Raw genomic sequence first — 26,570 nt, forward strand, 5'->3', positions numbered from 1 at the left:
AAATCAACACTGACACCCGCTGACAGTCAGCACGTATCCATCAGTCCGTCAGCAACACCTGACAGACAAGTGCGGCCTGTCTTGCCACTGCTCCCCGCTGTTGTGCCGCCATTTCAGCAGCACAGGAGCAGGCATGTGCATAGTGCTCAGGATCTTCTATATCCTTGAGCAGCTGACGGGTCATTGCAGCAGCATCGGCCACCTGAAACCCTCCGCCGGATTCGACAAGCAGGGCCGCTGCATCACGGAAGTCCTTCATGTAAGGGCCGAAGTACACAGCCCGTCCCCAGCGAGCCGCTTCAATGATGTTATGCCCCCCCCTGTCCACCAGACTGCCACCGCAGAAAACATAATCACCGCCTGCATAGAGATCTGCCAGGTCACCCATAGTATCGATCAGAACAACCCGGCTGGTCCGCCGAGACAGCGCCAGAGTTGAAAAACGGTCAAACGGTTCATTCCACTGATGCAGCAGTGCCTCCACCGCCGGCAACCGCTCCAAATGACGGGGAGCAAGGACAAGAACAGCAGGCCCCCGTGACACCAGTGCCTGAAAGACGGTCAGCAGCTGTTCCTCTTCACCGTTATGGGTGGAACCGCAAAGAAGGACACGTTCGCCAGTGACCTGCAGCCGCTGCCTGCTTACCTGCCGTGTCTCATCGGGTTTCTCGGCAGGCATGTCATACTTCAGGTTGCCGCAGACCTGCAGACGGGACTTTGGAACACCTAACGCATGATATCGTTGGTAATCCATCGCACTGATAACAGCCACATGGGAAAAGCCCTGCAGAAGCGAGGCCACATATGTGCGAATATACTGATACCGATGGAATGATCGCTGCGAAAGTCGTCCATTCAGCAGCAGCATAGGAATACCGGTTTGTCTGACACCTGCGAGCATGACCGGCCAGAGTTCCGTTTCCAGACAGATATAACAGCACGGCCGTATCGACCGCAGAGCACTGGAAACCGCCTGCGGTACATCAAGGGGTGCCAGCAGGCACAGCACCTGTTCCGGCATCCTGCTGCCGGCCAGCCGGTGTCCCTGTTCGGTCATTGAGGTGACAACGATACGCCTTTGTCCAAGGGTGGGGAGCAGCGCATGGACCAGAACAATAGCTGCCTGCACTTCACCAACAGATGAGGCATGCAACCAGATTGTTTGCACATCCTTTGCGGCTGCCGCTTCATCAGGATACCTTCCCAACCGCTGTGGAAAACCATAGGCCAGTCTGCCGCCAAACCGCTCCAATAAGGGGCGGATAAGGAGCAGCACCAGATACAATCCAGCCCCGAACCAGCTATAGAGACGGTGTAGCACTGTTTTTTCGATCCTCTGCTGCATGGTCCTTTCTATCTACAAAAACCTGTTTATATAACAGAGGTCACCGGATACAGTCAACTGACATAACCAACAACCAGCAAGAAAAGGTGTGATCAGATCGATCTTCCTCAGATATCTTCCGATAGCTGTTGCAACTCTCTTGTCGACTCTCTATGGTCGTTGCCACAAAACGCACCGGGCCGTGCATCTGCCACCATACATGATCGTTTTGACGCCTACGTATGAAGAAAAAACAATCCACCTCATCGACTCTCTGGACGCTGTTAGCCGGTAACTTTGCCATCGGCACCGGTGTCCTTGCCCCGGCAGGCCTCATGAACGATCTCATGCAGGCTTTTTCTGTGGACGCAGCCACTGCAGGCACATTAATCGCCTATGGCGGCGCCTTACTCTGTATCGAGGCACCGATTCTGGCCTATGTAACCAACAGGATGGACCGCCGATACCTGCTGGCCGGAGCCCTTTTCCTCTATGCACTCGGGCATGGCTGGTCGGCACTTGTTACAGACTTTCAGAGCCTACTTACGCTCAGACTGATCATGATTGCCGCAGTCGCCGGCTTCACACCGCAGGCCGCCAGTGCCTTACCTCTCTTTATTGTCCGGGAAAAACGGGCAGAGGCAATCACCTTTATTTTCCTGGGCTGGTCACTGGCCGGAGCAATCGGCATCCCTTTTACCAACCTGATAGGGTCAGTAGTCGGGTGGCAGATCGCCTACTTTATCCTGGCCGGGCTCAGTGCACTGGCAGGGATCGCTGTTTTTCTGACCATGCCCGTTGGTTTGCGACCCCATCATCTCTCCACCTCTGCCTGGCACAAAGTGCTGAGCTCAGCAAACATCTGGGGTATACTGTGTATCTCCGGGGTGGCTATAACCGGTCAGTACATGCAGTATCCCTACATCGTTGTTGAACTCAACAGCCGTGTGCAGGCAAGTCCGTTCACCATGGCGACACTTCTGGCTGCTTATGGAAGTGCCAGCATCCTGGGCACAGTATCGGCAACCCGGACAGTACAGCGGCTCGGTGTACGCGCCACGGTCACCGCCTTTCTTGCTATCACCCTGCTGGGCCTCATCCTCTGGACCGTGAAACTTTCCTTTCCTCCCCTGATCGGGCTAACCTTGTTTATCTGGGGCATCGGCATGAGCCCGGCTATTGCAGCACAACAGGCGCGTCTGATCGAAACCGATCCACTGGCAGCCTCAGCATCAACCGCCCTCAACACCTCCATTGTCTATCTTGGCCAGGCGGTTGGGACTTCAGCAGGCGGAATGATGCTGACCAGAGGCCTCACCGGATTCTCCGCCGGACTGGCCATCGGGCTCCTGACCTTAGCCTGCATACTTTCGCTCCTGCTCCATCTGCAACTGCGTGTTTAGGCATCGCCCCTTGAAAAGGCCGGATCCACCCGGATCGCCCCGAAACAGTTCATTTTAATTGACAAGGGGTTGGCAGCTTTGTAAGCAGGCATCTGATCAGCCAACCCGCTTCTCTGATCATCCAGAGGGGAAGCGGACTTTCCCTGCCGGAAAACGCAAGGTATAAACGGAGAATCTTTATGTACAGGCCACTTCTTATTCTGCTTCTCCCCTTATTACTCTTTTGCTCCGGACACCCCACAGCATTTGCCGAGGAGAAGAAAATGAAAGACGGACTCTATGCTAAGATAGTTACCGCCAAAGGCGATATTCTGCTCAGACTTTACTATAACAAAACCCCGTTAACCGTTATCAACTTTGTCGGTCTTGCAGAAGGTTCCCTTCATCTTGGCGGCAGCAGTAAACAAACGGGAACCGCCTTTTACAACGGGCTCACCTTTCATCGGGTCATCCCCAACTTCATGATCCAGGGCGGGTGTCCTTTAGGAACCGGTACCGGCGGACCCGGCTACACGTTCCCTGACGAGTTTGACTCCGGTTTACGTCACGACGGCCCGGGCGTGCTGTCCATGGCCAATGCCGGCCCCGGGACAAACGGTTCGCAATTTTTCATCACCCATGTTGCCACCCCCCATCTTGACGACAAACACACGGTCTTCGGTCGCGTCGTCGAAGGCCAGGATGTGGTGAACAACATTGATAAAGGTGATGTGATAAAAGAAATCATCATCATCCGGGTCGGTAAAGAGGCCGAATCCTTTAAAACCGACCAGACTGCCTTTACAACTGCCTTAGCCGCTATTAAGGAACAGGAGGCGGCCGCCAGTAAGAACGTCCAGGAAAAGATCAAAAAAATGATCAGAGAACAATGGCCCAAAGCTGTACGTACCAAATCAGGGCTCTACTACCAGGTTGAACAAAAGGGTGAGGGAAATCCCCCGGCTGTCGGTACAACCATCAAGGCCCATTACACCGGCCGTTTGCTGCTTGGTAACCGTAAGTTTGACAGCTCCTATGACCGGGGGGAACCCATTGCCTTTCCAGTGGGAACCGGTCGGGTCATTCGCGGCTGGGACGAGGCTTTGAGTCAAATGACCAAGGGTGAAAAACGTACCCTGATCATCCCACCTGAACTGGCCTATGGTGAGCAGGGGGCAGGCGGTGTCATCCCTCCCGGTGCCTGGCTGGTCTTTGATGTGGAGCTGGTTGATTTTTAACCGTTTAAAAAAATGACTGGAAAAAGGCGGGTATCTCCCGCCTTTTTACCTCTGTCCGGCGTCAGTCTGACGACACATCTTGCACAGACTGACAGCGTTGTGACAAAACAGTGTCACATCAGTACTTTAACCCCATCCGGTCTCTGACCAAATCCAAAGTCACTGTCGCCTTGATCCGCGCTTTTTCCGCACCCCTGGCCAAGACTTGCCGCACATAATCGGGGCTGGCAAGAAGCTCTTCCTTCCTTTGACGGGCTGGGGCAAAATAATCGCTGATAAGTTCAAAAAGATCCTGCTTTAAATAGCCGTAGGCAGCCCCGCCGTTAATGTAAAGATCATGCACCTCCTGCATCTTCTCCGGCGGGGCAAAGAGTTTAAGCAGGGCGTACAGATTACATGTTTCCGGATTCTTCGGCGCTTCAACCGGGGCAGCATCGGTCTGAATGGCCATCACCCGTTTACGAAGAGCTTTGTCATCCAGAAAAATCGGTATGGTGTTGTTGTATGACTTGGACATCTTCTGACCGTCAATACCGGGAACAATAGCAGTGGTTTCACTGATTTCCGGTTCGGGTATAACAAAGGTTTCACCATAGGTATTGTTAAAACGAATGGCTATATCCCGGGCAACTTCAACATGCTGCTTCTGGTCCTTTCCCACCGGCACCACTTGCGACTGATACAGAAGTATGTCTGCAGCCATCAAAACCGGATAGGAGAACAACCCGTGACTGGCTGGAATGCTTTTGGCCACCTTATCCTTGTAGGCATGACATCTCTCCAGCAGTCCCATCGGCGTCAACACAGACAAAAGCCAGGTCAACTCACACACCTCCGGGACATCGGACTGAACCCAGAAGGTACAACGATCCGGATCGAGCCCCAGGGCCAGGAAATCGACAGCAGCCTCCAGTGTCCCCTGCCGTAAACGATCCCGATCCTGAACCGATGTCAGGGCATGGAGGTCAACAATGAACACATAGAGATCCTCTGTTTTGGCATGCTGAATCATGGGCTGCATCATGCCGAAGTAGTTGCCGATATGGAGTTTGCCTGATGGCTGGATACCTGAAAGTACTCGTTTCATATTTCTCCCTTCATAAAAACATAGGATACAGATGCGGACAAAACGTTATAACGCGAAAATAAAAAAAAGGGAGTACGGAATAAACCGTACCCCCTGTCATCTCACTGCTGCCTGTCAGGCAGGCTGATACTGGTTACTTGACCTCTTCAAAATCAGCGTCAACAACATCATCGTCATCTTTACGTTTGCCGCCGGAGGCTCCCTGATCAGTCGACCCTGCAGATGCACCACCGGCTCCCTCTCCCTGCTGCTCTTTTGCCTGAGCATACATCAACTCCGCCAGCTTATGCGAGGCCTGGGTAAGGCTGTCGGTGGCACTCTTAATGGCACCTGCATCCTCAGTCTCCATCACCTTTTTCAGATTTTCAATCTCCTTTTCCACATTCGCCTTGGTGGCTGCATCCACCTTGTCTCCCAGTTCGGTAAGACTCTTAGTGGTCATATGGATCATGGAGTCGGCATTGTTCCGCGCCTCAACCAGCTCTTTGCGCTTTTTATCATCTTCAGCATGAAGCTCTGCATCCTTTTTCATCCGTTCGATCTCTTCCTCAGACAATCCTGAAGAGGCGGTGATACGGATAGACTGCTCCTTACCGGTTCCCAGATCTTTGGCTGACACATGCAGGATGCCGTTGGCATCAAGATCAAAGGTGACTTCAATCTGAGGAACACCCCTTGGTGCCGGAGGAATATCCGCCAGTTCAAATCGACCGATGGTCTTGTTGTTGGCTGCCATCTCCCGTTCACCCTGAAGAACATGAATCGACACAGCGGGTTGACTATCAGCGGCCGTGGAGAAAACCTGACTCTTCTTGGTCGGCACGGTGGTGTTCTTTTCAATAAGTTTAGTCATTACCCCGCCCAAGGTCTCGATACCCAGGGACAGCGGAGTAACATCAAGCAGAAGCACGTCCTTCACATCGCCTTTCAACACACCACCCTGAATAGCCGCACCAATAGCCACAACTTCATCAGGGTTCACGCCTTTGTGCGGCTCCTTATCAAAGATAGCCTTGACCTTTTCCTGCACTTTCGGCATGCGGGTCATACCACCCACGAGGATAACCTCATCAATGTCGGCCGGGCTGAGACCGGCATCCTTCAGCGCTGTCCGGCAGGGTCCCTCACAACGATCAACCAGATCCTCAACCAGCGCTTCAAGTTTTGCCCGGCTGAGCTTCATGTTCAGGTGTTTGGGTCCGCTGGCATCTGCGGTGATGAACGGCAGGTTGATATCGGTTTCCATGGCGGTGGAGAGTTCCTTTTTGGCTTTTTCCGCCTCCTCTTTCAACCGCTGCAACGCCATCTTATCGTTGCGCAAATCAATGCCCTGATCACGCTTGAACTCATCGGCCAACCAGTTGACAATGCGAATATCAAAGTCTTCACCACCGAGAAAGGTGTCGCCATTGGTTGATTTAACCTCGAACACGCCGTCACCGATCTCAAGGATGGAGACGTCGAAAGTACCGCCGCCCAGATCAAAAACTGCAATTTTCTCTTCACCTTTTTTATCAAGGCCGTAGGCCAAAGAGGCTGCGGTGGGCTCGTTGATGATCCGCTGTACATTCAAACCTGCAATTTTACCGGCATCTTTGGTGGCCTGCCGCTGGGCATCATTAAAGTAGGCCGGCACTGTGACCACAGCGTCAGTGACCGGTTCACCCAGATACTCCTCGGCAGTCTGCTTCATCTTGCCGAGAATCATGGCTGAAATCTCGGCAGCAGTGTAGGTCTTTCCTTCCACTTCAACCACAGCGTCACCACCAGGGCCTTCAACAATGGCAAAAGGACTGACCTCAATAGACTTTTTCACCTCTGGATCGCTGAACTTACGACCGATGAGGCGTTTAATGGCAAAAAGGGTTCGCGTGGGATTGGTCACCGCCTGCCTTTTGGCAATCTGACCAACCAACCGCTCCCCGCTGTCGGAAAAGGCGACAATGGAGGGTGTTGTCCGGTTTCCCTCGGTATTTTCTATAACCTTTGGGTCTCCACCCTCCATAAGTGCCACACAAGAGTTGGTGGTCCCTAAATCGATACCTATTATTTTTCCCATGATTTCAATCTCCTCTCATTTTGTAGTATAAATTCGGCTAAAAAAAGGCCTGATCATTTTTTATCATCAGCAACAGATACTGTGCGAATAATCCAATGACTGTCAAGGGCTGTTTCATGAACCACTGGACACAATAACCTGTGCATGTCGTAACACTCTGTCCTTAAAACGGTAGCCACGGGCAAATTCCCGTATCACATGGTTGGCCGGCATCTCAGCGCTCGCTTCCATGGTCAGTGCATCATGCTCGTCAGGATTAAAAGCTCGCCCAATGGCCTCAATTGGTTCAACGCCGTATCGTTCCAGGGTACTGACCAACCCTTTCCGGGTCAACTCCACCCCTTCAAGCATGGCCTGCAATCGGACATCCTCACCATCGGAGATTGCTACATTGCCCTGCTCCACAGCCCGGTCCAGATTGTCCACCGTGGTCAGCAGGTCACGAAGGAGATTCTCCTCTGCATACTTAAGCAGCTTGTTTTTCTCCCGTTCCATCCGTTTTTTAAAATTCTCGAATTCAGCAGCGACCCGCATCAGCTGGTCACGTGTCTCGGCCAGTTCCCGTTGCATGGTTTCGATTTCAGTTGCCTGATTCTCTTCAGCTGCCGCTCCTTTCGTCTCTTTCTCCGCCTCTTCGTATGTCTCGCTCGTCGCAGGCTGTTCGCTGCCAAACTCCTGATGTTTTACCTCGTCTCCCACTCTAAGCTCCCTTGTTCGTATTTCTACTGACAGGTTCCATACCTGTACGGTTTAAACCCCACCGGTTTTCAGCTGTCAGCTTTGACGGCTTCGTGCACATCAATCAAATCTGGTGCGAACAATAAGTATGGCAAAATCGGGTGTCAAGGGAACCGGACAGGGATTTACCAGGGAAAACACGGGAAAATTTGCTAGAAAAAACAACGAGAAAACAACGGGGACCGCTGCAGGATCACTACAGCGGTTGCGATGAGCAAGAAGCGTTCAAGCCGGAAAAAAGTGATTACCCGCAATACCGGCAGATCGGATGTGAGTTGATGTAGCTTTGAATGCTGCTGGCAATTGTTTGAAATATCCGGACAAAGTCCTCTTCGTTCTGCTCAAGCAGAGTGATACGAAATCCTTGTAATTCGGTGGCAAAAGAGGAAAGTGGGACGACGCAGATCCCGGTGGCTGCCAACAGGTAATACACAAACCGCTTGTCAGGTTGAACATTCGATCCGGCAACAAGCTGCTCCACGGTCTCCCGTACCTCGGTATCCATAATCGGCAGAATCTGTTTATGATTGAGCACCCCTTCCTCAAAGACCGCACTCATATAAAAGGCCCCGTTGGTGCGATTCACCAGCAGTCCTTTGACGTTTTTCAGGATATCATAGGCAAGGTTTGAATAGCGCTCATACCGTTTGATCCGGTTTTTAAGGTGTACAGTGTACTCAGGATGGGATTTAATTCTGGGCAGTACCACCTGCGGTAGTGTGGTTGAACACACTTCCAGCATCTTGGCGTCAAGGATCGACTGCACGTAGGTGGCGAACATCGGATCCCGGCGGCGGTTGTAGACCTCTATCCACCCGCAACGACTCCCCGGCCAGGGCATCTCCTTCGAAATACCGCGCATACAGATTGCCGGCACCTTGTTGCCGATCACGGTGCACAGAGGAGCGGAGCCTGTTCCGTTGTACGTCATATTCTGATAGATCTCATCACAGATGATGAACAGGTCGTTCTTTTCACAGATCTCGACAATCGCCCGCATCACGTCCGCCGGATACACGGCACCGGTCGGGTTATCGGGATTGATCACCAGGATACCGGCCACAGCCGGGTTATATTTAACATGGTTTTCAATGTCCTCAAGATCCGGATACCAGAGATGGTTGGGATCGAGAATGTAGGTAACCGGTCGATCACTTGCATGGGCGGCTTCAGCCGAACTGTGGGTCGTATAACTCGGAGTCGGTACCAGAACCCGTGCAGGTGGCCTGAGGAGTCCATACACTTTGGAAATGGCGTCACCTAAACCATTAAAAAAGATGACATCATCGGCATCAATCTGCACACCGCCGAGACTGTTTGTACAGGATGCCACAAACTCTCGTGTCGCCAGCAATCCTCTTGTCGGGCTGTAGGCATAGGTTGCATCCTCGCGCACCGCCTCAGCCACGATATCTTTCATCCATTCCGGAATCTTTTCACCCTTGGTGATCGGATCTCCGATGTTCTCCCAGTTAATCTGGACACCCATTTTCTGGAGTTTTTCACCGACGCCGACAATATTACGAATCTCATAGTTCAGTTCGCCGGCACCTATATGTAAAATATCTGTACGCATTTTTTTCAGTCAGACTGTACTCTTCAACAAACAGAAGATTTTAGTTGGTATGCCCGAAACACCGCATACGCAGTGATAATTTTAAAAAAACAAATCGCGGTCTTACCACAGCGGGGAAGCATCGTCAACGACCTCTATGCACGATCACGGCACAAGGCCAGCAGTTGTTTTTCAGGACATGGCACGCCCCAATACGGTCCCTGTCCCAAATCGCAACCATGGGTGCGAAGCATATCAAGCTGTTCTTTCCGCTCGACCCCATCGGCAAGTATCGGCACCTTTAAAACCCGTCCTAAAGCAATAATAACCGCTAACAGAGATTGTGCCCCCCCGGGTGGAGCATTGCAGATATCACTCAGACATCGACGCCTGATCACCAGGCGCCTGATAGGTATCCTCGGCAGACAGGCCACAGAACAACCATCTTCATCAAACCCCCTGATCGCCAATCCCAGGCCGAGATCAGCAGCCCGAACAAGCTCTTCCCGCACCTGTGCACCGATCTCGGTCATGGCTGTGTCCGGAATCTCAACAATCAGCTCTTTGGCAACACCGGGATAGCTGGTCATGAGCTCCGCAAACATAGAAAAAAATCCGGCGTGTCGCAGTTGACGGGCAGTAACGGCAACAGTGAACGGAACAGGTGATATCCCCTGAGAACGCAGAGAGTCTATCGCCTGACACGCGCGTTCCAACTGCCAGCGGCTGACAGCGGCAAGCATATCACACTCATCTGCAGCCGCCAAAAAGGCATTCGGCAGCAACAAGCCCATGTCGGGGTGTTCCCACTGCAACACCGCTTTCACGCCGACCAGCGTTCCGCTCTGTACATCCATTTGCGGAAGATACTGCAGACAGAAGCCGGGAGATGTCAAGGCCTCCTGAAATTGCTGCACCCCCATCTGTGGCCGTTGACCGCTAGCAACGATATCAGGGCGATAGAGCTGAAAGTTACTGCGCCCCACCTCCTTGGCTGCATACAGTGCAATATCCGCACATTTGACCACACCATCCAAACTGGAAGAATCGTGCGGAAACAGGGCAACACCTATGCTTGTGGTCACATGCAGCTCATGGCCTTTGACGTGTACCGGTGTGTTCACAGCGGTCAGGATCTTCTCAGCGATCATCGCTGCATCATGTCGATTGCTCACCGCCTCCAGTACAAAGACAAATTCATCCCCGCCCAACCGGGCCACAGTGTCAGACTGACGGCATTGCCGCTGCAGTCGTCTGGCAACGGTGACCAGCAGTTCATCGCCGACATCATGCCCCAAGGTGTCATTGATCTGCTTGAAATGATCAAGGTCAAGAAAAAGCACTGCCACCCCGGTTCGGTTTCGTTCGGCTATGCTGATGGCCTTGGCAAGACGATCACGAAACAACAACCGGTTGGGGAGACCGGTTAAGGTGTCGTGGTGCGCAAGACGATAAAGATGGGACTGACTGTCACGCAACTCTTTCTCGATGCGCAGGTAATCGGTTACATCCCGGGCAACCTCAATGATACCGTAAATTGCTCCCTGACTGTTCCGCAGGGGTGAAATTTCCAGCTCAAAGGTGTTGTTGACGCTGTTGCCATGATAAGGATTATGCGTCAGCTTGACCGAACGTTGCCGATTCCGAACCTCAAGAACCGGACAGGGAAAACGTTCGTCATGACAGGGGACAGCGGCATTGCAGAACAGATGGTGACACTTCTGCCCGGCCAGTTCACCCGTTGCACCGGCATGCCGCACCAGGTGTGCAGCCGCCTGATTGATCAGCAGCAGTGTGAAATCAAGATCAATCACCATAACCGGATCACCGGCACTGTCTATAACAGTCTGCAGAAAGTTCCGTTCAACATCAAGGGCGTCGTGCAGCTGTTGCTGCACAGCCTGCAAGGCCTGATCCTGTCGTTTCTGCAGGGTGATATTCTGGTGTGTCCCGGTCATCCGTACCGGCATATTATTGGCATCACGTTCCACCACCTGGCCACGATCCAGAAACCAGGCCAGCTCACCGTCTTCCCCCTGCACCCGATACTCGATCCGATACTCTTCAGTGGTACCGCTCAGATGTTCGTTCAGCACCTTGAGTACCTGTTCACGGTCATCCGGATGGATCGTTCGACGAGACGAGTCAGCTGATGCATCGTTGTCTCTATAGTCCAGCAATTCCCACTGGTCCGGACTGGTGTACATCTCACCGGTCTTGATATTCCAGTCCCATAGACCGGCCTGAGAGGCATGCAGCGCCAGTTCATACCGTTCTTCAGCTAAACGCAGCTCCTGGGCATTGAAGGTGACCTCTTCAAAAACAAACAGCTGGCGCAGGGCCTGGGAGATTGTCTCAGCCAGATCCGTTAAGATATCATCCTCGCCCGCCACGATCTCTCTTTCGGACGGCAACTGGACAATCATGAATCCGGAAAGGGTAGAGCTGCAAGGCAGCGCTACACACAAAGACCGAGCCGGTTCCTGCCTCTCGGCAGGCGTGCAGAACCAGCAGCCGGCATCTTCGCAGGGTATCGCTTCATATACTTCCGATGCCAGCGCCCGAACACCACAGGCAGGCAGTTGCCCGTCACGCAACCGGGCCATGATCGCAGCCACCTGGTCCTTATCAAACCCGGTTTCTGCAGAGATCATGCCGCCGGCGGTCTGATCGAGCAAAACCAGCAGGGTCGTCTGATAGGTTGCCGGTCCGACGAGACGATCACAGATGCCCTGCAGCAGCGTCGGCAGGTCCCGTTCGGAAATCAAATAGCGACAGACAGTATACGCGGCCTGCAACAGGGCTGATGATCGTATCATAAAAAACGATGATGAGAAGAGTGACAGCGCACAAGACGCTCCTGAAAAAAACTGTTGATCATGACCTGTGAAGCTGGTGCAGGTAGGAATTTTTCACATCAACTTATATTATAACTTTTAATCTTGTTCAAGAGGGTCTTCCGGGTAATTTGCAGACGCCGGGCAGCTTCGCTCCGATTACCGCCGGTCTCTTCAAGTGTTTTAAGGATGAGCATCTTCTCTGCTTCTTTTAAAGTGGACGGCTCCTCGGTCTCTTTTGGTGCATTAAGACCAGCCCATCGCTGGATTGCTGCGGGCAGTGCATCCAGGTCCAGATAGTCACCACGCATCAGAATCACGCCACGCTCGATTGAATGTTCCAGCTCACGCACATTCCCGGGCCAGGGATACCGATTGAAGACGTCCATGCAGTCCGGTGTGATGCCACTGACTGCCCGCCCATTTTTTTCCGAGAATTTACAAAGAAAATAGTTTGCCAACAGGGGAATGTCGCCCTGCCGTTCACGGAGCGGCGGTACCTCCAGCTCGACAACGTTGAGGCGATAGTACAGATCTTCACGGAAACGACCTGCTGCCACCTCTTCTTCCAGATCGCGATTGGTTGCCGCAAGAATTCTCACATCAACCTGAATGGTCTCCTGCCCGCCGACCCGTTGCAACTCATGTTCCTGAAGAACCCTGAGCAGCTTTGCCTGCATGGCCGGTGACGTTTCGCCAATCTCGTCGAGAAAAAGAGTACCGCCATGAGCCTGAACAAACCGGCCCTCACGCCTTCGATCAGCACCGGTAAAAGCCCCTCGTTCATGGCCGAAAAGTTCAGATTCCAAAAGTGTCTCAGCCAGGGCCGCACAGTTCACCTTGATAAAAGGCCCCTTGTTTCGCTGACTCTGATGATGCAAAGCCGCTGCTACCAGCTCCTTACCTGTCCCTGATTCACCGTTGATCAGGACAGTGGCCTCTGTGGGGGCAACATGCACAATCATTTCCCAGAGGGCCTGCATGGGGGCTGACTTCCCGATAATTCTGCCGTCATTACCAAAAGGCCGGCCAAAATCCACTGTCTCACTGTCCTGTTGACGATGGCCCATGGCCACTTCCAGGGTTGTGCGGAGCCGGTCAAAGTCAAGCGGCTTGGTCAGATAATCATGTGCGCCCTGCTTGATGGCAGCCACGGCAGAGTCCACCGACGAGTAGGCTGTCATAATAACAACCGGAATAGCCGGATTAATCGCATGGATACGTTTCAGGGCCTCCATACCGTCCATGACCGTCATACGCACATCCATGAGAATTGCATCAAAAGGCCCCTGTTCAACAGCCAGAACAGCAGTGGATCCGTCATCCGCCTCCTGAGCTTCCCACCCCCACTCCTCAAACAGTGAACTTAACATGAATCGGTGTACCCGTTCATCGTCAACGATCAACACCCTGGCTTTGCCCTGCACACCCACACCTCGATTTCATTATCAAAAAAATAAATCATGCAATCATTTCTTGAGCATACTAGCAACAAATGGCTATTATGCGCAAATGGAACAAACCGTCATCATTGAAAAGATTGTTGCCGGCGGCAAGGGGCTCGGCAGACTGGCCAACGGTCAGGTCGTGCTTGTGGCAGGTACTCTGCCGGGTGAATCCCTCCGTGTCCGCGTCACCCAGCTACGCCGGGGGTATGTTGAGGCGGAAATTGTCCAGATCAACGAGACATCACCTGATCGAAGACAACCGCCCTGTCCCTACTATGGACGTTGCGGCGGCTGCAACTTCCAGCACGCTGCCTACCCTGCCCAGCTGGCGATCAAGCATGCCATTCTTAATGAATCACTTGAACGGGCCCGTCTGCCGCTTCCCAGCGAATCCTCCCCCACACTGGCCTCCCCCGAATCACTGGGGTATCGTTTTCGCCTGCGCCTGCACCTTGACCAGTCAGGCAATCTGGGATTTCATCAGGTTGCCACGAACACCGTGGTACCGATCCAGCGCTGTCTGCTGGCCACAGAACCGATCAACCGGGTGCTCGCCAAGATCGCTGCCAGTGACTGGCCCAAACGATTGAGCGGACAGGTCAAGGCCGTTGAGATCATCCAGAGTCCGGAAAATGATCAGGTCATGCTGATCCTCCACCCGCATCACGGCATCTCCATGGACCATCGTCTTCAGGATCAGATGGCTGCCCTTGCCGATGTAAGCCTTATCCACCACCAGCACAAGACTTCTCCCTCCATCCCGTTATCACAACGCTTCTCCCAGCATGGACGCGACTATCGTCTGGCCTGGGATCACCGCTGTTTCTTCCAGACAAACTGTGCCCAGAATGCTCAGCTGGTGCAGCTTGCTGTTGATTTTTTACCGCAATACCCCTCTGCATCAACTGTTCTGGATCTGTTTTGCGGCATCGGCAACTTTACCGTTCCGATAGCTCTCCAGGGCGCCAGGGTGGTCGGAGTCGAACATAATCGTCGAAGTGTTCATTATGCTGAGGAAAACAGCAGAAACTGCGGATTAACCACAACCAGGTTTGTTGCCGCCGATGTGGAACGCTACCTGCAAACACTTGTGCAGCAAAAAGAATTTTTTGACTGTATTCTCTGCGACCCGCCCCGCCGGGGTCTGGGCAGGGCTGCATCCCTGCTGGCAGCCGGGCTTGCGCCAAAACACATCATCACTATCTCCTGTGATCCGGCCACCCTGGCACGCGATCTTGCCCGGATCACCGCTGACGGGTATCGGCTGACCCGCCTCATGCCGGTCGACATGTTTCCGCAGACACATCACATCGAATCCATAGGGCTACTTGAAAGGAATTGACATCGGTTGCGGTACATACTATCTAATTTTGTTTATTCATTAATCATCCTGTCAATGTATAGTCTTCATTTAAATCTGCGCTGCACTGTGCAATCCAGAGAAGCTTCCCTATCATTCTTGCCGACACCCTGATGGAAACAACAAGCAACCTCCTCAAGCAACGACGCGAAAAAGCCGAAACCCTGGCGCAGTCCGGGGTTAAACTTTTTAACAATACCTTTAAAAACCCGACCCCTGTTGCCGGCATCCTTCCCCTGGGAGTTTGCCTGGCTGCGGAGTGCCGTGCTGAATCTGAAACACCTCACCGGGTGGCCGGCCGGATCATGTCGATGCGCAAGTTCGGCAAGGCCGCCTTCTTTCACCTGCAGGACGCCTCAGGGCGCATTCAGGTCTATGCGCGCAGGGACCTGCTTGGTGAAGAACAGTTCAACCTCTTTAAAAAATGGGATATCGGTGACATCGTTGGTGTTGAAGGCGAGTTATTCAAAACCAAAACCGGTGAGCTTTCGCTGGAAGCCCTGACAATGCAGCTGATCACCAAATCGCTGCGCCCATTACCGGAGAAATTCCATGGCTTGACTGACATTGAAACCCGCTACCGGCAACGGTACCTCGATCTGATTGTCAACCCGGAGAGTCGTGATATTTTTAAAAAACGGGTTGAAATCATCCGTCTCATCCGTGAGTTTCTGAGCAACCGTGGCTTTATGGAGGTTGAGACGCCTATGATGCAGCCGGTGCCCGGCGGCGCCACGGCCAAACCTTTCCGCACCCATCACAATGCCCTGGATACCGATCTCTACTTACGTATTGCCCCGGAACTCTATCTGAAACGACTCCTGGTGGGCGGGTTTGAAAAAGTGTTCGAAATCAACCGTAACTTCCGGAACGAAGGATTGTCCACCCGGCACAACCCGGAGTTCACCATGCTGGAGTTCTATCAGGCCTACTCAAGCTACCATGATCTCATGGATCTGACAGAGGAAATGATCTCCTGGCTGGCCCATGAGATCACCGGCACGCTGGACATCACCTACCAGGGAATACCGGTTAACCTCGCTCCCCCCTGGCAACGTTTAACCATGGAAGAGGCCCTGGAAAAAATCGCCGGTATTGATCCCGCCGTGCTCAAGGATGATACGGCAGTCAGAGCGCTCGCCACAAAAAAAGGTATTGAGCTGCCTCCCGGCGCTGGTCCGGGTAAAGCAAAAACCGAACTGTTTGAACTCCTGGTTGAAGAACAGCTGATCAATCCGACCTTTATCACCTCCTATCCGACTGAAGTTTCACCACTGGCCAGGCGTAACGATGACGACCCGACGGTTACGGACCGGTTTGAACTGTTTATCACCGGCCGGGAAATTGCCAATGCCTTTTCCGAACTTAATGACCCCGTCGATCAGCTGCAGCGCTTTCAAAAGCAGATCGACGGCCGTGGCGATGATGAGGAAATCCATCCGGTCCTGGACCGCGATTATGTCCGGGCTTTGGAGTACGGGATGCCGCCGGCGGCGGGTGAAGGGATTGGTATTGATCGACTGGTCATGCTGTTGACCGATGCACCTTCCATTCGTGATGTTATCCTTTTTCCGCAGATGAAGCCGGAAACCGGTGAATGACCAAACCCATGGCCTCCTTTGAATGGTTTGTCAGCCTGCGGTACCTGCGGGCTAAACGAAAGCAGAAATTCATCTCCCTGATCACTTTGATTTCCATTCTCGGAGTGGCTGTCGGTGTCATGGCCCTCATCGTTGTCCTGTCGGTATTTACCGGGTTCACTGAAGGTCTGCGTGATCAAATCATCGGCGTGAATGCCCACGTCCTGGTGCAGCGATTCGGCTCGACCATCACCAAGCCTGATGAGGTCGCCGCATCCATAAAAACAGTCCAGGGCGTCCAGGCAACCACTCCCTACATCTACGGGCAGGCCCTGATCAGCTCAGCGACCCAGTCCACCGGCCTGGTCCTGCGGGGCATTGATGCCGGCAGCGCCGTGCAGGTGCTCGGTATCGACAAAAAAATGGTGGCCGGAAGATTGGCTGATCTTGACAAGCCCACCGAGATCCCCTCCATTGTCATGGGTATCGACATGGCACGGCAACTTCGGGTCGGACTCGGTGACAAGGTTCGTCTGATCTCACCCAACGGCCCCCTTTCGCCCATGGGTGTGCTCCCCAAGATCCGCACCTGCATGGTGGCCGGCCTGTTTGAAACAGGTATGTTCGAGTACGACTCCACCATGGGATATGTCAATCTGGAGACCGCTCGCAGCCTCACTGATCTGCGCCAGGGCGTACACGGTATTGAGATCCGGGTACACGACATCGATGCTGCGCACCGAACGGCCGCAGCCATCCAGCAGGTGCTTGGTCACGAGTATTCGGTCCGTGACTGGATGCAACTGAACCAGAACCTGTTTGCAGCGCTTAAGCTGGAAAAACTCGGTATCTTTATTGCCCTGGACTTGATTATCCTGGTCGCTGCCCTCAACATCATCAGTGCCCTGATCATGATGGTCATGGAAAAAAACCGGGATATCGCCATCCTTAAATCCATGGGCGCCACCACCAGGGCCATCATGCGTATCTTTTTCTATCAGGGCATGCTCATCGGGCTTGTCGGCACATTCCTGGGTATGCTCAGTGGTCTTGGCCTCTGTGCGTTACTCAAACGGTACAAGATCATTGAACTGCCGAGCAACGTCTATCCCATGTCCACCATGCCCATCAAAGTGGTACCGTTCGATGTCACGGTTATCGCCCTCTCCGCTCTGCTCATCACTCTGGTCGCCACACTCTATCCATCGTGGAAAGCATCGCGGATCCGTCCTGCCGAGGCCCTCAGTTATGAATGACACTCCGCTTCTCCAAGCTGTGGACCTGCGCAAAACCTATCCGAGCGGTCGTGACACCATCACTGTACTCAACAAGGTCAACCTGACCGTGCAGCCCGGTGAGATGACCGCCATTGTCGGCGCTTCCGGATCGGGGAAAACCACTCTGCTCCAGATCCTTGGTACCCTGGACACGGCGGACTCCGGAACACTCCTGTTTCAAGGTGTTGAATTGAGCGGTAAAAACGAGTCTGATCTGGCTGAACACCGCAACCGCCACCTTGGCTTTATCTTCCAGTTCCATCACCTTCTTCCTGAATTTTCAGCCCTGGAGAACGTGATGATGCCCGGCCTCATTCATGGCCGCTCCCACGCTGAGCTGCGAAAAGCGGCTGTCGGACTGCTTGAACGGGTCGGCCTGGCCAAGCGATTGGAACACCGCAGCGGCGAACTGTCCGGAGGTGAACAGCAGCGTGTTGCCCTGGCACGCGCCCTCATTATGAGCCCGGCCCTGCTCCTTGCCGATGAACCGACCGGCAACCTGGATGCCGCCAGCGGCCAGCGGGTTTTTGAATTATTACAGGAGCTGAGTGATCATCTTCACCTGGCAGTGGTCATGGTCACCCATAACATGAGCCTGGCCGGGGCTATGGATCACTGTCTGACCCTGGCCGATGGTCGCCTCTGCTCCACCGCCTAATCTTCTTGATGAGTACAGTTATGGTACGGCCTCTCTTACATCTTATCCCTACAGTGCTGATCATTGCTGCTCTTGGTCTCTCCGGTTGCAGCACTTCCAAACCGTTACCCCGGCAGACGGCTCCACCGGCGGCCGTACAGACGGATCCCCCCGCCAAAAGTCATCCCCGGACCCCTGCACCAAAGATTACAGGCAAACCAAAGACCACCATCAGTGCAGCCAAACAGTCTGTCCTTGTAAGTGAACGCAACCGGGCCTCCTGTTACCGTTTACAGCCGGGGAAAACGTCCACCAGGATGATCAAAAAACACATTCCGGCAAAAAAAGCGGCCACAGCTGCTCATCTCGCCAAAAAAGATGCAACAGCCACGACTGCCAAGCCCATGACGACCGTGACCAGGATGGTTACAACCACCAGTCGCTGCCAACCACAGAGTTTGATCTATGCCCGCTGTCGCACCGGTATTGACACGTGTAAGCTCGGGGATACAAGCCCGGTGCAGTGGTTTGCCTGCGCAAAAAACAACAGCGCCACCACTTTCGAGCCGGTTGCCGGATCGGTCCTGGTGCTGGACAGAAACGCCCGCCGCGGCATGCCCACCGGCCACCCTGTCTACGTTGAAGAGGTGCTCCCGAGCACTGATAATATCTGGCAGTTGCGCATCAGCCATACCAACTATGATCGCAAATGCCATCTTGACCAGGATGCCACTGTTCTCTTTAATTCTACAGAGATGACCGCATCCTTCATGACCGGGCCATGGGCACCCTGGGCCAAGGATTTAAAAGCGCTTGGATTTATTGTCCGCTGACCTTAACCAACGTATCAGGAACAGTCAGGTTCAGTCAACTCCAGGTCCTCTGCAAACCGTCATACACCAAGGAGCTTTGCCATGCTGTCCCGCCTCCATCATCTTGTACTGATACCACTCTTTATCTTCTGCTTTCTGTCCGTCTGCCAGGCACAGGCGCCTCAAATTCTGACACAGGTTCCCGGGTATTACCGGATGCAGCTCGGTCAGTTTGAGGTCACTGCCCTGTATGATGGCGCAACTGAACTGGATAAGGGCCTGCTCCACCACGCCAAACCGGAAGAGATCGACCAGCTCCTGGCCCGGATGTTTGTCGGCAATCCCAAGATGCAAACCGCTGTCAACGCCTATCTGATCAATACCGGCACGCACCTCATTCTGGTGGACACCGGTGGAGGACAACTCTTTGGCCCTGGCCTTGGCAGGACGATCACCAACCTGCAGGCCGCCGGGTATGACACTGCCCAGGTGGACACAGTGCTTCTCACCCATCTGCACGGCGATCATGTGGGCGGGCTGACCGATACAGCCGGCACGCCGCTCTTTCCCCAAGCAACGATCCGGGTTGCACAGGCTGAACATGACTACTGGTTGTCCGGACAGCAGGCAGCAGCAGCACCCGAAAAAGCACGAGCCTTTTTCAAAATTGCACAGGAGACTGCAGCACCTTATCTGCGCTCAGACCGGTGGAAAACGTTTGACTATGGCCCGATAGTTCCGGGAATACTGGCAGTCAAGACTGAAGGCCATACACCGGGCCATACCGCCTTCAAGGTAGAGTCTGATGGCCGGCAACTCCTGATCTGGGGAGATATTGTACATTCGCACGCAGTTCAGTTCAGCCGGCCTGATGTCTCCATTGACTTTGATGTCGATCCCAAACAGGCCAAAGCCACCCGCAAAGCACTGCTGCGCGATACATCGACCACTCAGATTCTGGTGGCAGGCATGCACCTCCCCTTCCCCGGCATCGGCCGTGTCCGTGCCGATGGTGTGGAGAGCTATGCCTGGGTGCCGATTGAATTCGGGATGAGCGATGCTTTTAAGAAGAAGTGATCAGCCGGATCAGAAGAAAAACCAGACGGTGAAAGTACACACTACACCCGGGTGGGCCTGAACCAGATGATTTCAGGTGAACGATGCTGCCGATGCCTTAACGCTATAGCCCTTAACGGCCAATCGCCCGGGCGATGTACCCGGCAACCTCTTCCTGGTCCATACCGTCACAGTCTACGATCAGCTCCGCATGCTTCCGGTACAGTATCTGGCGCTCATCGTAGAGTTCCTGGAATGTCTGATTTCCAGCCTTGGCAATGCCACGTGAGTCAAAGTTACGGATACGACGTTTGATTTCCTGGAACGAGACATCAAGAAAGATAACGGTCGACATCGCCTTGAGATGAGCCATGGCCTTTTCACTGTAGGCGGCACTGCCACCGGTGGCGATCACATGGTTGCTGACATTGAGCTTGAGGATCTCCTCCTCTTCAATGGCTCGCAGCACAAGATGACCGCTGTCGTCAAGGATCTGTTGCAAAGACTTCTGCCGATTGATCTGGATGAGTACGTCGGTGTCAATAAATCCCAGTGACAAGTTCTTAGCAAGGATGATGCCGACCGTACTCTTTCCGGCCCCCGGCATCCCGATCAGCGTGAGATTGCTCTTCATGACACTGTCACCTTAAAAAGATACAAAAACAAAGTGTGCGAAAGGGATCCATCCAGACTTCCAGCCACATACATACAGCACGACCGGGGTTTGGCAACACCCCGGTTTCAAAGACATGCAGCTGCTCAGATTCTACCTCAAGGCTCTATCCAAAAGGTGAGAAACCAAACAGTTCCGAGCAGATCAGCAGGCCCGTTTCTGTCCGAAAGAGTTACCAGGTCGATTCCCCCTTGATCTCGCCGTGTGTGGAAACAATCACCTGACGTATCGGAAAATCGGGTTTAACTGCGGCCAGGGCTGTTCTGATGATCTGCAGCATGGAATGACAGCAAGGCACTTCCATGATCAAAATGGTCAACGAATTGAGTTTTCGTGTGCGAAAAATCTCAATGAACCGCTGAACATAGAGCTCTTGATCATCAAACTTCGGGCACCCCATCATCACCACCCGACCGGTGATGAAATCTTTCTGCAAACCGGCATAAGCAACGGCTGTACAGTCTGCAGCGACCAGGAGATCACAGTTGTCCAGAAACGGCGCTGTTGGTGGGATAAGCCGGATCTGGACCGGCCAGTGTGACAGCGCAGAACCGGTTTGCAGACTGGGTGCGTTGGCGGCCTGGCAGGGTGTCAGCGGTGCAAACGTCTGTAACTGCGCTGATGGGCAGCCCGAACCTTGCGGGAGTACAGAATCGATCTTTTGTTCCTGCTGCGCTGCGAGATAGTGCTCCACGGCCTCTTCATCAAACGCATCGGCTTCCCGCTCTATAATCTGCAAAGCCCCGGTCGGACACGATCCCAGGCAGGCGCCCAGACCATCACAGAGGTTATCCGCCACTAAACGGGCCTTGCCGTTGATGATCTGTAAGGAGCCTTCAGCGCAATCCGGAACACAGAGCCCGCATCCATCGCACAATTCTTCATCTATCTTTATAATTTTTCGCAATACTTTCATACTATCTACTTTTAACCGTATAGTTGTCCATCAACCGAGAACCGCCTTTTTCAACGTCTCAATGCCCAACCGTTCCACAAACCGGGCGGACCTGGTCTTGAACCTGGCCTCGCGAATATAGTAGTTGAGTGTCCTCGTTACCAAAGTCACCGCCTCATCATCAGTCAATTCCTGTGCAACCACATCTCCGATACGTGGCCGGCCGGCGGCGTTCCCGCCAAAAATCAATCGCCACCCTCTACTTTCTCCGGTGAGCCCGACATCACGCATCCACGATTCGCAGCAGTTAAAGCGACAACCGGATATGCCGACCTTGACTTTAGCCGGTAAAGGGCCTGCCAGGTCGATTGTTTTGATGCGCTCACTTAACCCCAAAGCGTCCCGATGCCCGTAACGGCACCAGGTACTGCCGGGGCAGGCCTGCACATAATGCAACTGTCCGCGTTTGTGCGGCAATGTATCAGGAAGACGCAGTTCCTTGCGCAGGGCCTCCAGGGCTTCCGGTTCCATCCCTAAAAAGGCCACGCGTTGCGCACCCGTGATCTTTGTTTTCGGCACCCTGTACTTTTGTGCCAGGGCGGCCAGATGTTCCAGGTCTTCAGGACTCAGCAAACCAGCATCAAATTGAGGGAGCACGAGATATGTCTTGTGATTGTCTTCCATGGTTCATTTAAAAAACCTCCCGGTTACACAGAGCCAGGCAACCGGGAGGTGCAACACTGTTTGTCTGAAACGCGTTTATCCCAGAATGGTTTTGAGGTCGTTTTCCGGTGTGTCGATCGGTTTGATATCAAAGGTGTTGACCAGAAACTCAAGCACCGCCGGGCTGACAAAGGCCGGCAGCGACGGTCCAAGACGGATGTCCTTGATACCCAGATACAGCAGCGTCAGCAGAACAGCCACCGCCTTCTGCTCATACCAGGAGATGATCATGGACAGAGGCAGGTCGTTGACCTCACAGTCAAACGCCTGGGCCAGGGCCACCGCGATCTGGATCGCAGAGTAGGCATCGTTACACTGACCAACATCAAGCAGACGCGGAATACCGCCGATATCACCAAGCTGCTTGTCAAAAAAACGAAACTTGCCGCAGGCCAGTGTCAGTACAACGCAGTCACTGGGAACCTGCTCAACAAAACGGGTGAAGTAGTCACGCCCGGGCTTGGCACCGTCACAACCGCCAACCAGGAAAAAATGACGGATGGCCTTTGATTTCACTGCCTCGATCACCTTGTCGGCCACACCCAAAACAGCATTGCGGGCAAAACCAACCATCACTGAACCGTTGTCAACGTCATCGGTAAAACCGGGCATGGCCAGGGCCATCTCCACCACGGCTGAATAATCCTTGTTGATGATGTGCTTGACTCCCGGCCAACCCACCAGTCCGTTGGTGAATACACGATCTTTGTAGTCGTCACGCGGTTTCTGGATACAGTTGGTGGTGAACAGGATCGGTCCGGGAAAGGTCGGAAACTCTTTTTGCTGATTCTGCCAGGCCGTCCCGAAATGACCATAGAAGTGCGGATACTTCTTCAGCTCCGGATACCCGTGGCAGGGCAGCATCTCCCCATGGGTATAGATGTCGATCCCCTTGCCCTCGGTCTGCTTCAAAAGCAGCTCAAGATCATGCAGATCATGACCGGTGATAAGAATACATTTGTTCTTGCGATGACCCAACGGCACCGAAGTGGGAACCGGATGACCATAGGCACCGGTATTGCCCGCATCCAGTAACTCCATGGCCTTGAGGTTGATCTCACCGGCCTTCATGACCATGGGAACGCACGCCTCAACGCTCAGACCGCCAACAAGCAGCATACTCAGGGCCTCATAGCAGAAGGCGGCAACAGCAGGATCGGTCTTGCCGAGTATAGCTGCATGATCAGCATAGGCGGCAATCCCCTTAAGACCATAGAGCAGTGTCTGTTTAAGGGAACGGATATTGTCGTCGGTATCGAGATTTTCGATCAGGTTGAGGGCCTTGCCCTGAGCGGTCAACTCCGCAACATCACCTGTGGGAATGAAAGAGGCCGGAGCTTCGGTAAAATCGGTCTTGCCGCCCGCAACCGCCACCTTGGCCTTCATGGCCTCACGCAGCTCAACCGCACGTTTGATCAGAAGAACAAAACGATCAGGATCAAAATCAACGTTGGTTAAAGTCGAAAAGATCGCCTCAAAGGTGAAATGATCCGTGGCCCCGTCAACAATACCAAGCCGCCGACCCTCCTGGGCATACAGAGCCAAACCCTGCATCGCATAGATCAGAAGATCCTGAAGATCGGCAACCTCTTCATTCTTCCCGCAAACACCAATCACCGTACATCCAGACCCCTTGGCGGTCTGCTCACACTGATTGCAAAACATGATGAACCTCCCTTGTGTAATTATTTATGTCGTTTTTGACCGTGTTCCTCGGTAGTATGCTGTCAATTTAACGATAATTTGAAAACTTTCCTTGATCTAAGTCAAAAAGGATCAATTTAAACAATGAACAGTACCCGGAAGATCATTGCTCACAGTCTGCTCTTTGACGGCCTACCTCCGGAACAGCTCGCAGAAATTGAGAAGCTTGCCATAAAGAGACATGTTGTCAAGGGGGCGCCTATTTTCTTTGAAGGAGACCCTGGGCTCGGCTTTTATATGGTGGCCAGTGGCAAGGTAAAAATCTTTAAAACCTCATTTGACGGCAAGGAGCAGATTTTACATATCTTCGGCCCTGGTGAGCCATTCGGTGAGGTGCCGGTCTTTCACGGTACCCCATTCCCTGCCAATGCCGAGGCGCTCACCTCAACGGACCTGTTGTTTTTCCCACGTACCGAGTTTATCAACCTCATCACCGCCACTCCATCGCTCGCCTTTAACATGCTCGCTGTTCTTGCCCTTCGCCTGCGGCGCTTTGCCGCCCAGATCGAAAACCTCTCGTTAAAAGAAGTACCCGGCCGGCTGGCCTCGTACCTTTTTTTCCTTATGGAAGAGCAGAACAATCAGGAATGGGTGACCCTTGATATTCCAAAAGGTCAACTTGCCAATCTCCTGGGAGCGACATCGGAAACCTTATCGCGCATCTTCAATAAAATGTATGAAGAGGGGTTGATTCGAGTGGAAGGGAAAACCATATTTGTTCTTGATCATCAACGTCTGCGGGACCGATAACTATCGGTCATTTTTTATGGCAGGAAACGCACATCTTTTTCCGGCAAACGTTTCCGCCCCATTGCAGAAGATAAAACTTTCTTGACCTCGCTTTAAATATGTGAGTTCCGGATACAGACCAGGTTAGACAACGATTTGTTTTTCTGTTTTTTGTCAAACGGGTTTCCACAATCACAACCACAGGACCTGCACGTAATGACACCTTCAAACATAGCCTGTTGTACCACCGTTGACCTCTCTGATGCCGACGTTATTGCCGCCATGAAGGAGATGGAGGGATATATCGACATCACGCCGGGTGATTTCAAAGAGGTGTTCCGTATCGCCTATATCCATGCCCTGCGGCGCATCATGGAGGCGCGTACAGCACAGGATATCATGACAAAGACAGTTCACTGTTTGCGTTCGGACATGGATCTTGTGCAGGCGGCAAAGTTTCTTGCTGAAAAATGCTTTACAGGTGCTCCTGTCATCAACGAACAGGGCGTCGTTGTCGGAGTTCTGTCAGAAAAAGATTTTCTTACCAGAATGGGGGTCGACAAACCCACCAATTTTATGCATATCGTGGCACACTGTCTCATGAACAGGGGATGCATGGCCATGACTCTGAAAAACCATGTTGTAGCAGAAATCATGAGTGCTCCGCCGATCACCGCAACACCGGATATCACGGTGAATGCTATTTCAGCCCTGTTTGTCGAAAAAGAGATCAATCGGCTCCCGATCGTTGATACTGATGGCCGCCCGATTGGTTTTGTAACACGGACCGATCTCGTCCAGTCATACTGTACACCCTTTGGAGGCCTGACATGACGTTTTGGCAGAAGATGAAAGGCAGGACACAAAGCCCGCCCATGGTGAGCTTTGCCGAAATGGGTTGGTCTTGGCTGGGCAGCTTTTTTGGTATGGCGGCCATAGCGTTTCTGCATTATCGTTTTATCGACCAGCACAGCCTGACGCTGCTTATCGGTTCATTCGGTGCTTCGGCTGTTTTGGTGTACGGTGCTGTTCGCAGCCCGTTGGCACAGCCCAGAAACCTTGTCGGCGGTCATATCCTCTCGGCCTTTGTGGGGGTGGCGGCATGCCAGTGGTTTGGCTCCTCTCTCTGGCTCGCTGCTGCCATTGCCGTCTCAACTTCAATTGCCCTGATGCACCTTACGAAGACCCTGCATCCTCCTGGAGGAGCAACCGCACTTATTGCGGTCATCGGTGGCGACAGTATTCATCGGTTAGGCTACTTTTATGTGCTGGTGCCAACGGCCCTTGGAGCAGGCATCATATTAGTAACGGCCCTGATCTTCAACAATATGATCAAGTCACGCCGGTATCCGGAATTCTGGGTATGATTGCTCCTTGACAAAAACCGGCAGTGTTTCTCCTTGCCGGATTGAACTCGTCCGGCAGGGGAAACATCGTCGTCTCACCACTCTATCAG

The 26,570-nt window shown here is 53.2% G+C and carries 22 protein-coding genes; 11 read left to right on the top strand and 11 right to left on the bottom strand.

What is annotated here, in order from left to right; genetic code table 11:
* Nucleotides 1-40 precede the first annotated feature (40 nt).
* Complete coding sequence (locus HP555_RS12990) at nucleotides 41-1,345, bottom strand: 3-deoxy-D-manno-octulosonic acid transferase (protein ID WP_199262998.1); 1,305 nt, start codon at nucleotides 1,343-1,345, stop codon at nucleotides 41-43.
* A 221-nt stretch (nucleotides 1,346-1,566) separates the two neighbouring features.
* Here HP555_RS12990 and HP555_RS12995 point away from each other — a divergent pair, with 221 nt between their 5' ends.
* Together HP555_RS12995 and HP555_RS13000 are read left to right on the top strand one after the other, a co-directional pair.
* Entirely contained in the window at nucleotides 1,567-2,727 is a 1,161-nt protein-coding gene (locus HP555_RS12995; RefSeq protein ID WP_199262999.1) for an MFS transporter, read from the top strand.
* Between the two features lie 263 nt (nucleotides 2,728-2,990).
* The gene (locus HP555_RS13000) at nucleotides 2,991-3,944 is read left to right on the top strand and encodes a peptidylprolyl isomerase (RefSeq protein WP_233249190.1); all 954 of its coding nucleotides are present in this window, start codon (nucleotides 2,991-2,993) and stop codon (nucleotides 3,942-3,944) included.
* Between the two features lie 118 nt (nucleotides 3,945-4,062).
* Here the strand turns inward: HP555_RS13000 and trpS are convergent, their stop codons facing one another.
* From trpS to HP555_RS13030, 6 genes are all read right to left on the bottom strand, one after another.
* On the bottom strand, nucleotides 4,063-5,031 hold the full coding sequence (trpS, locus tag HP555_RS13005) for a tryptophan--tRNA ligase (protein WP_199263001.1): 969 nt from the start codon (nucleotides 5,029-5,031) through the stop codon (nucleotides 4,063-4,065).
* 133 nt (nucleotides 5,032-5,164) lie between these two features.
* The gene (dnaK, locus tag HP555_RS13010) at nucleotides 5,165-7,090 is read right to left on the bottom strand and encodes a molecular chaperone DnaK (protein WP_199263002.1); all 1,926 of its coding nucleotides are present in this window, start codon (nucleotides 7,088-7,090) and stop codon (nucleotides 5,165-5,167) included.
* 114 nt (nucleotides 7,091-7,204) lie between these two features.
* Nucleotides 7,205-7,789 (bottom strand): nucleotide exchange factor GrpE, encoded by a 585-nt coding sequence (grpE, locus tag HP555_RS13015; RefSeq protein WP_199263003.1) that lies wholly within the window; start codon nucleotides 7,787-7,789, stop codon nucleotides 7,205-7,207.
* Nucleotides 7,790-8,072: 283 nt separating this feature from the next.
* The gene (locus HP555_RS13020; RefSeq protein ID WP_199263004.1) at nucleotides 8,073-9,404 is read right to left on the bottom strand and encodes a pyridoxal phosphate-dependent aminotransferase; all 1,332 of its coding nucleotides are present in this window, start codon (nucleotides 9,402-9,404) and stop codon (nucleotides 8,073-8,075) included.
* A 134-nt stretch (nucleotides 9,405-9,538) separates the two neighbouring features.
* Nucleotides 9,539-12,202, bottom strand: coding sequence for a sensor domain-containing protein (locus HP555_RS13025; RefSeq protein WP_199263005.1), 2,664 nt, complete (start codon nucleotides 12,200-12,202; stop codon nucleotides 9,539-9,541).
* Nucleotides 12,203-12,300: 98 nt separating this feature from the next.
* Nucleotides 12,301-13,653 (bottom strand): sigma-54-dependent transcriptional regulator, encoded by a 1,353-nt coding sequence (locus HP555_RS13030; RefSeq protein WP_199263006.1) that lies wholly within the window; start codon nucleotides 13,651-13,653, stop codon nucleotides 12,301-12,303.
* Nucleotides 13,654-13,732: 79 nt separating this feature from the next.
* Between HP555_RS13030 and HP555_RS13035 the strand changes: the two genes are divergently transcribed.
* The 6 genes from HP555_RS13035 (at nucleotide 13,733) to HP555_RS13060 (ending at nucleotide 20,411) form a co-directional block, all read left to right on the top strand.
* Nucleotides 13,733-15,010, top strand: a complete 1,278-nt coding sequence (locus HP555_RS13035) for a class I SAM-dependent RNA methyltransferase (RefSeq protein ID WP_199263007.1) — start codon at nucleotides 13,733-13,735, stop codon at nucleotides 15,008-15,010.
* Nucleotides 15,011-15,141: 131 nt separating this feature from the next.
* Nucleotides 15,142-16,629: a lysine--tRNA ligase gene (gene lysS / locus HP555_RS13040; protein ID WP_199263008.1), complete on the top strand. Its 1,488-nt coding sequence runs from the start codon at nucleotides 15,142-15,144 to the stop codon at nucleotides 16,627-16,629.
* On the top strand, nucleotides 16,626-17,864 hold the full coding sequence (locus tag HP555_RS13045) for a lipoprotein-releasing ABC transporter permease subunit (RefSeq protein ID WP_233249191.1): 1,239 nt from the start codon (nucleotides 16,626-16,628) through the stop codon (nucleotides 17,862-17,864). The genes lysS and HP555_RS13045 overlap by 4 nt, the downstream gene beginning before the upstream one ends.
* Nucleotides 17,857-18,543: an ABC transporter ATP-binding protein gene (locus HP555_RS13050; RefSeq protein WP_199263009.1), complete on the top strand. Its 687-nt coding sequence runs from the start codon at nucleotides 17,857-17,859 to the stop codon at nucleotides 18,541-18,543. Before HP555_RS13045 ends, HP555_RS13050 begins: the two co-directional genes overlap by 8 nt.
* Before the next feature lie 20 nt (nucleotides 18,544-18,563).
* Nucleotides 18,564-19,355 carry a flagellar basal body L-ring protein FlgH gene (locus HP555_RS13055; RefSeq protein ID WP_199263010.1) on the top strand — a complete coding sequence of 264 codons (792 nt, stop codon included), beginning with the start codon at nucleotides 18,564-18,566 and terminating at the stop codon, nucleotides 19,353-19,355.
* Nucleotides 19,356-19,436: 81 nt separating this feature from the next.
* Entirely contained in the window at nucleotides 19,437-20,411 is a 975-nt protein-coding gene (locus HP555_RS13060; protein WP_199263011.1) for an MBL fold metallo-hydrolase, read from the top strand.
* A gap of 112 nt (nucleotides 20,412-20,523) precedes the next feature.
* Here the strand turns inward: HP555_RS13060 and HP555_RS13065 are convergent, their stop codons facing one another.
* The 4 genes from HP555_RS13065 to hcp form a co-directional block, all read right to left on the bottom strand.
* On the bottom strand, nucleotides 20,524-21,024 hold the full coding sequence (locus HP555_RS13065; RefSeq protein ID WP_199263012.1) for a shikimate kinase: 501 nt from the start codon (nucleotides 21,022-21,024) through the stop codon (nucleotides 20,524-20,526).
* Between the two features lie 211 nt (nucleotides 21,025-21,235).
* Complete coding sequence (locus tag HP555_RS13070; RefSeq protein ID WP_199263013.1) at nucleotides 21,236-21,979, bottom strand: ATP-binding protein; 744 nt, start codon at nucleotides 21,977-21,979, stop codon at nucleotides 21,236-21,238.
* A 30-nt stretch (nucleotides 21,980-22,009) separates the two neighbouring features.
* Entirely contained in the window at nucleotides 22,010-22,642 is a 633-nt protein-coding gene (locus HP555_RS13075) for a nitrite/sulfite reductase domain-containing protein (RefSeq protein ID WP_199263014.1), read from the bottom strand.
* A gap of 75 nt (nucleotides 22,643-22,717) precedes the next feature.
* Nucleotides 22,718-24,346, bottom strand: a complete 1,629-nt coding sequence (gene hcp, locus HP555_RS13080; protein ID WP_199263015.1) for a hydroxylamine reductase — start codon at nucleotides 24,344-24,346, stop codon at nucleotides 22,718-22,720.
* Between the two features lie 123 nt (nucleotides 24,347-24,469).
* Between hcp and HP555_RS13085 the strand changes: the two genes are divergently transcribed.
* From HP555_RS13085 to HP555_RS13095, 3 genes are all read left to right on the top strand, one after another.
* Nucleotides 24,470-25,135 (top strand): Crp/Fnr family transcriptional regulator, encoded by a 666-nt coding sequence (locus tag HP555_RS13085; RefSeq protein WP_199263016.1) that lies wholly within the window; start codon nucleotides 24,470-24,472, stop codon nucleotides 25,133-25,135.
* Between the two features lie 195 nt (nucleotides 25,136-25,330).
* Nucleotides 25,331-25,948 (top strand): CBS domain-containing protein, encoded by a 618-nt coding sequence (locus HP555_RS13090; protein ID WP_199263017.1) that lies wholly within the window; start codon nucleotides 25,331-25,333, stop codon nucleotides 25,946-25,948.
* The gene (locus HP555_RS13095) at nucleotides 25,945-26,481 is read left to right on the top strand and encodes an HPP family protein (protein ID WP_199263018.1); all 537 of its coding nucleotides are present in this window, start codon (nucleotides 25,945-25,947) and stop codon (nucleotides 26,479-26,481) included. The genes HP555_RS13090 and HP555_RS13095 overlap by 4 nt, the downstream gene beginning before the upstream one ends.
* The last annotated feature ends 89 nt before the right edge of the window (nucleotides 26,482-26,570 follow it).

This window comes from Desulfobulbus oligotrophicus (genome assembly GCF_016446285.1).
Lineage (GTDB): Bacteria > Desulfobacterota > Desulfobulbia > Desulfobulbales > Desulfobulbaceae > Desulfobulbus > Desulfobulbus oligotrophicus.

Bases quoted from the DNA above. Each gene is read 5' to 3' on its own strand.
- HP555_RS12990 (WP_199262998.1), bottom strand. From the start codon at position 1,345: ATGCAGCAGAGGATCGAAAAAACAGTGCTACACCGTCTCTATAGCTGG.
- HP555_RS12995 (WP_199262999.1), top strand. From the start codon at position 1,567: ATGAAGAAAAAACAATCCACCTCATCGACTCTCTGGACGCTGTTAGCC.
- HP555_RS13000 (WP_233249190.1), top strand. From the start codon at position 2,991: ATGAAAGACGGACTCTATGCTAAGATAGTTACCGCCAAAGGCGATATT.
- trpS (WP_199263001.1), bottom strand. From the start codon at position 5,031: ATGAAACGAGTACTTTCAGGTATCCAGCCATCAGGCAAACTCCATATC.
- dnaK (WP_199263002.1), bottom strand. From the start codon at position 7,090: ATGGGAAAAATAATAGGTATCGATTTAGGGACCACCAACTCTTGTGTG.
- HP555_RS13020 (WP_199263004.1), bottom strand. From the start codon at position 9,404: ATGCGTACAGATATTTTACATATAGGTGCCGGCGAACTGAACTATGAG.
- HP555_RS13025 (WP_199263005.1), bottom strand. From the start codon at position 12,202: ATGATACGATCATCAGCCCTGTTGCAGGCCGCGTATACTGTCTGTCGC.
- HP555_RS13035 (WP_199263007.1), top strand. From the start codon at position 13,733: ATGGAACAAACCGTCATCATTGAAAAGATTGTTGCCGGCGGCAAGGGG.
- lysS (WP_199263008.1), top strand. From the start codon at position 15,142: ATGGAAACAACAAGCAACCTCCTCAAGCAACGACGCGAAAAAGCCGAA.
- HP555_RS13045 (WP_233249191.1), top strand. From the start codon at position 16,626: ATGACCAAACCCATGGCCTCCTTTGAATGGTTTGTCAGCCTGCGGTAC.
- HP555_RS13050 (WP_199263009.1), top strand. From the start codon at position 17,857: ATGAATGACACTCCGCTTCTCCAAGCTGTGGACCTGCGCAAAACCTAT.
- HP555_RS13055 (WP_199263010.1), top strand. From the start codon at position 18,564: ATGGTACGGCCTCTCTTACATCTTATCCCTACAGTGCTGATCATTGCT.
- HP555_RS13060 (WP_199263011.1), top strand. From the start codon at position 19,437: ATGCTGTCCCGCCTCCATCATCTTGTACTGATACCACTCTTTATCTTC.
- HP555_RS13065 (WP_199263012.1), bottom strand. From the start codon at position 21,024: ATGAAGAGCAATCTCACGCTGATCGGGATGCCGGGGGCCGGAAAGAGT.
- HP555_RS13070 (WP_199263013.1), bottom strand. From the start codon at position 21,979: ATGAAAGTATTGCGAAAAATTATAAAGATAGATGAAGAATTGTGCGAT.
- HP555_RS13075 (WP_199263014.1), bottom strand. From the start codon at position 22,642: ATGGAAGACAATCACAAGACATATCTCGTGCTCCCTCAATTTGATGCT.
- hcp (WP_199263015.1), bottom strand. From the start codon at position 24,346: ATGTTTTGCAATCAGTGTGAGCAGACCGCCAAGGGGTCTGGATGTACG.
- HP555_RS13085 (WP_199263016.1), top strand. From the start codon at position 24,470: ATGAACAGTACCCGGAAGATCATTGCTCACAGTCTGCTCTTTGACGGC.
- HP555_RS13090 (WP_199263017.1), top strand. From the start codon at position 25,331: ATGACACCTTCAAACATAGCCTGTTGTACCACCGTTGACCTCTCTGAT.
- HP555_RS13095 (WP_199263018.1), top strand. From the start codon at position 25,945: ATGACGTTTTGGCAGAAGATGAAAGGCAGGACACAAAGCCCGCCCATG.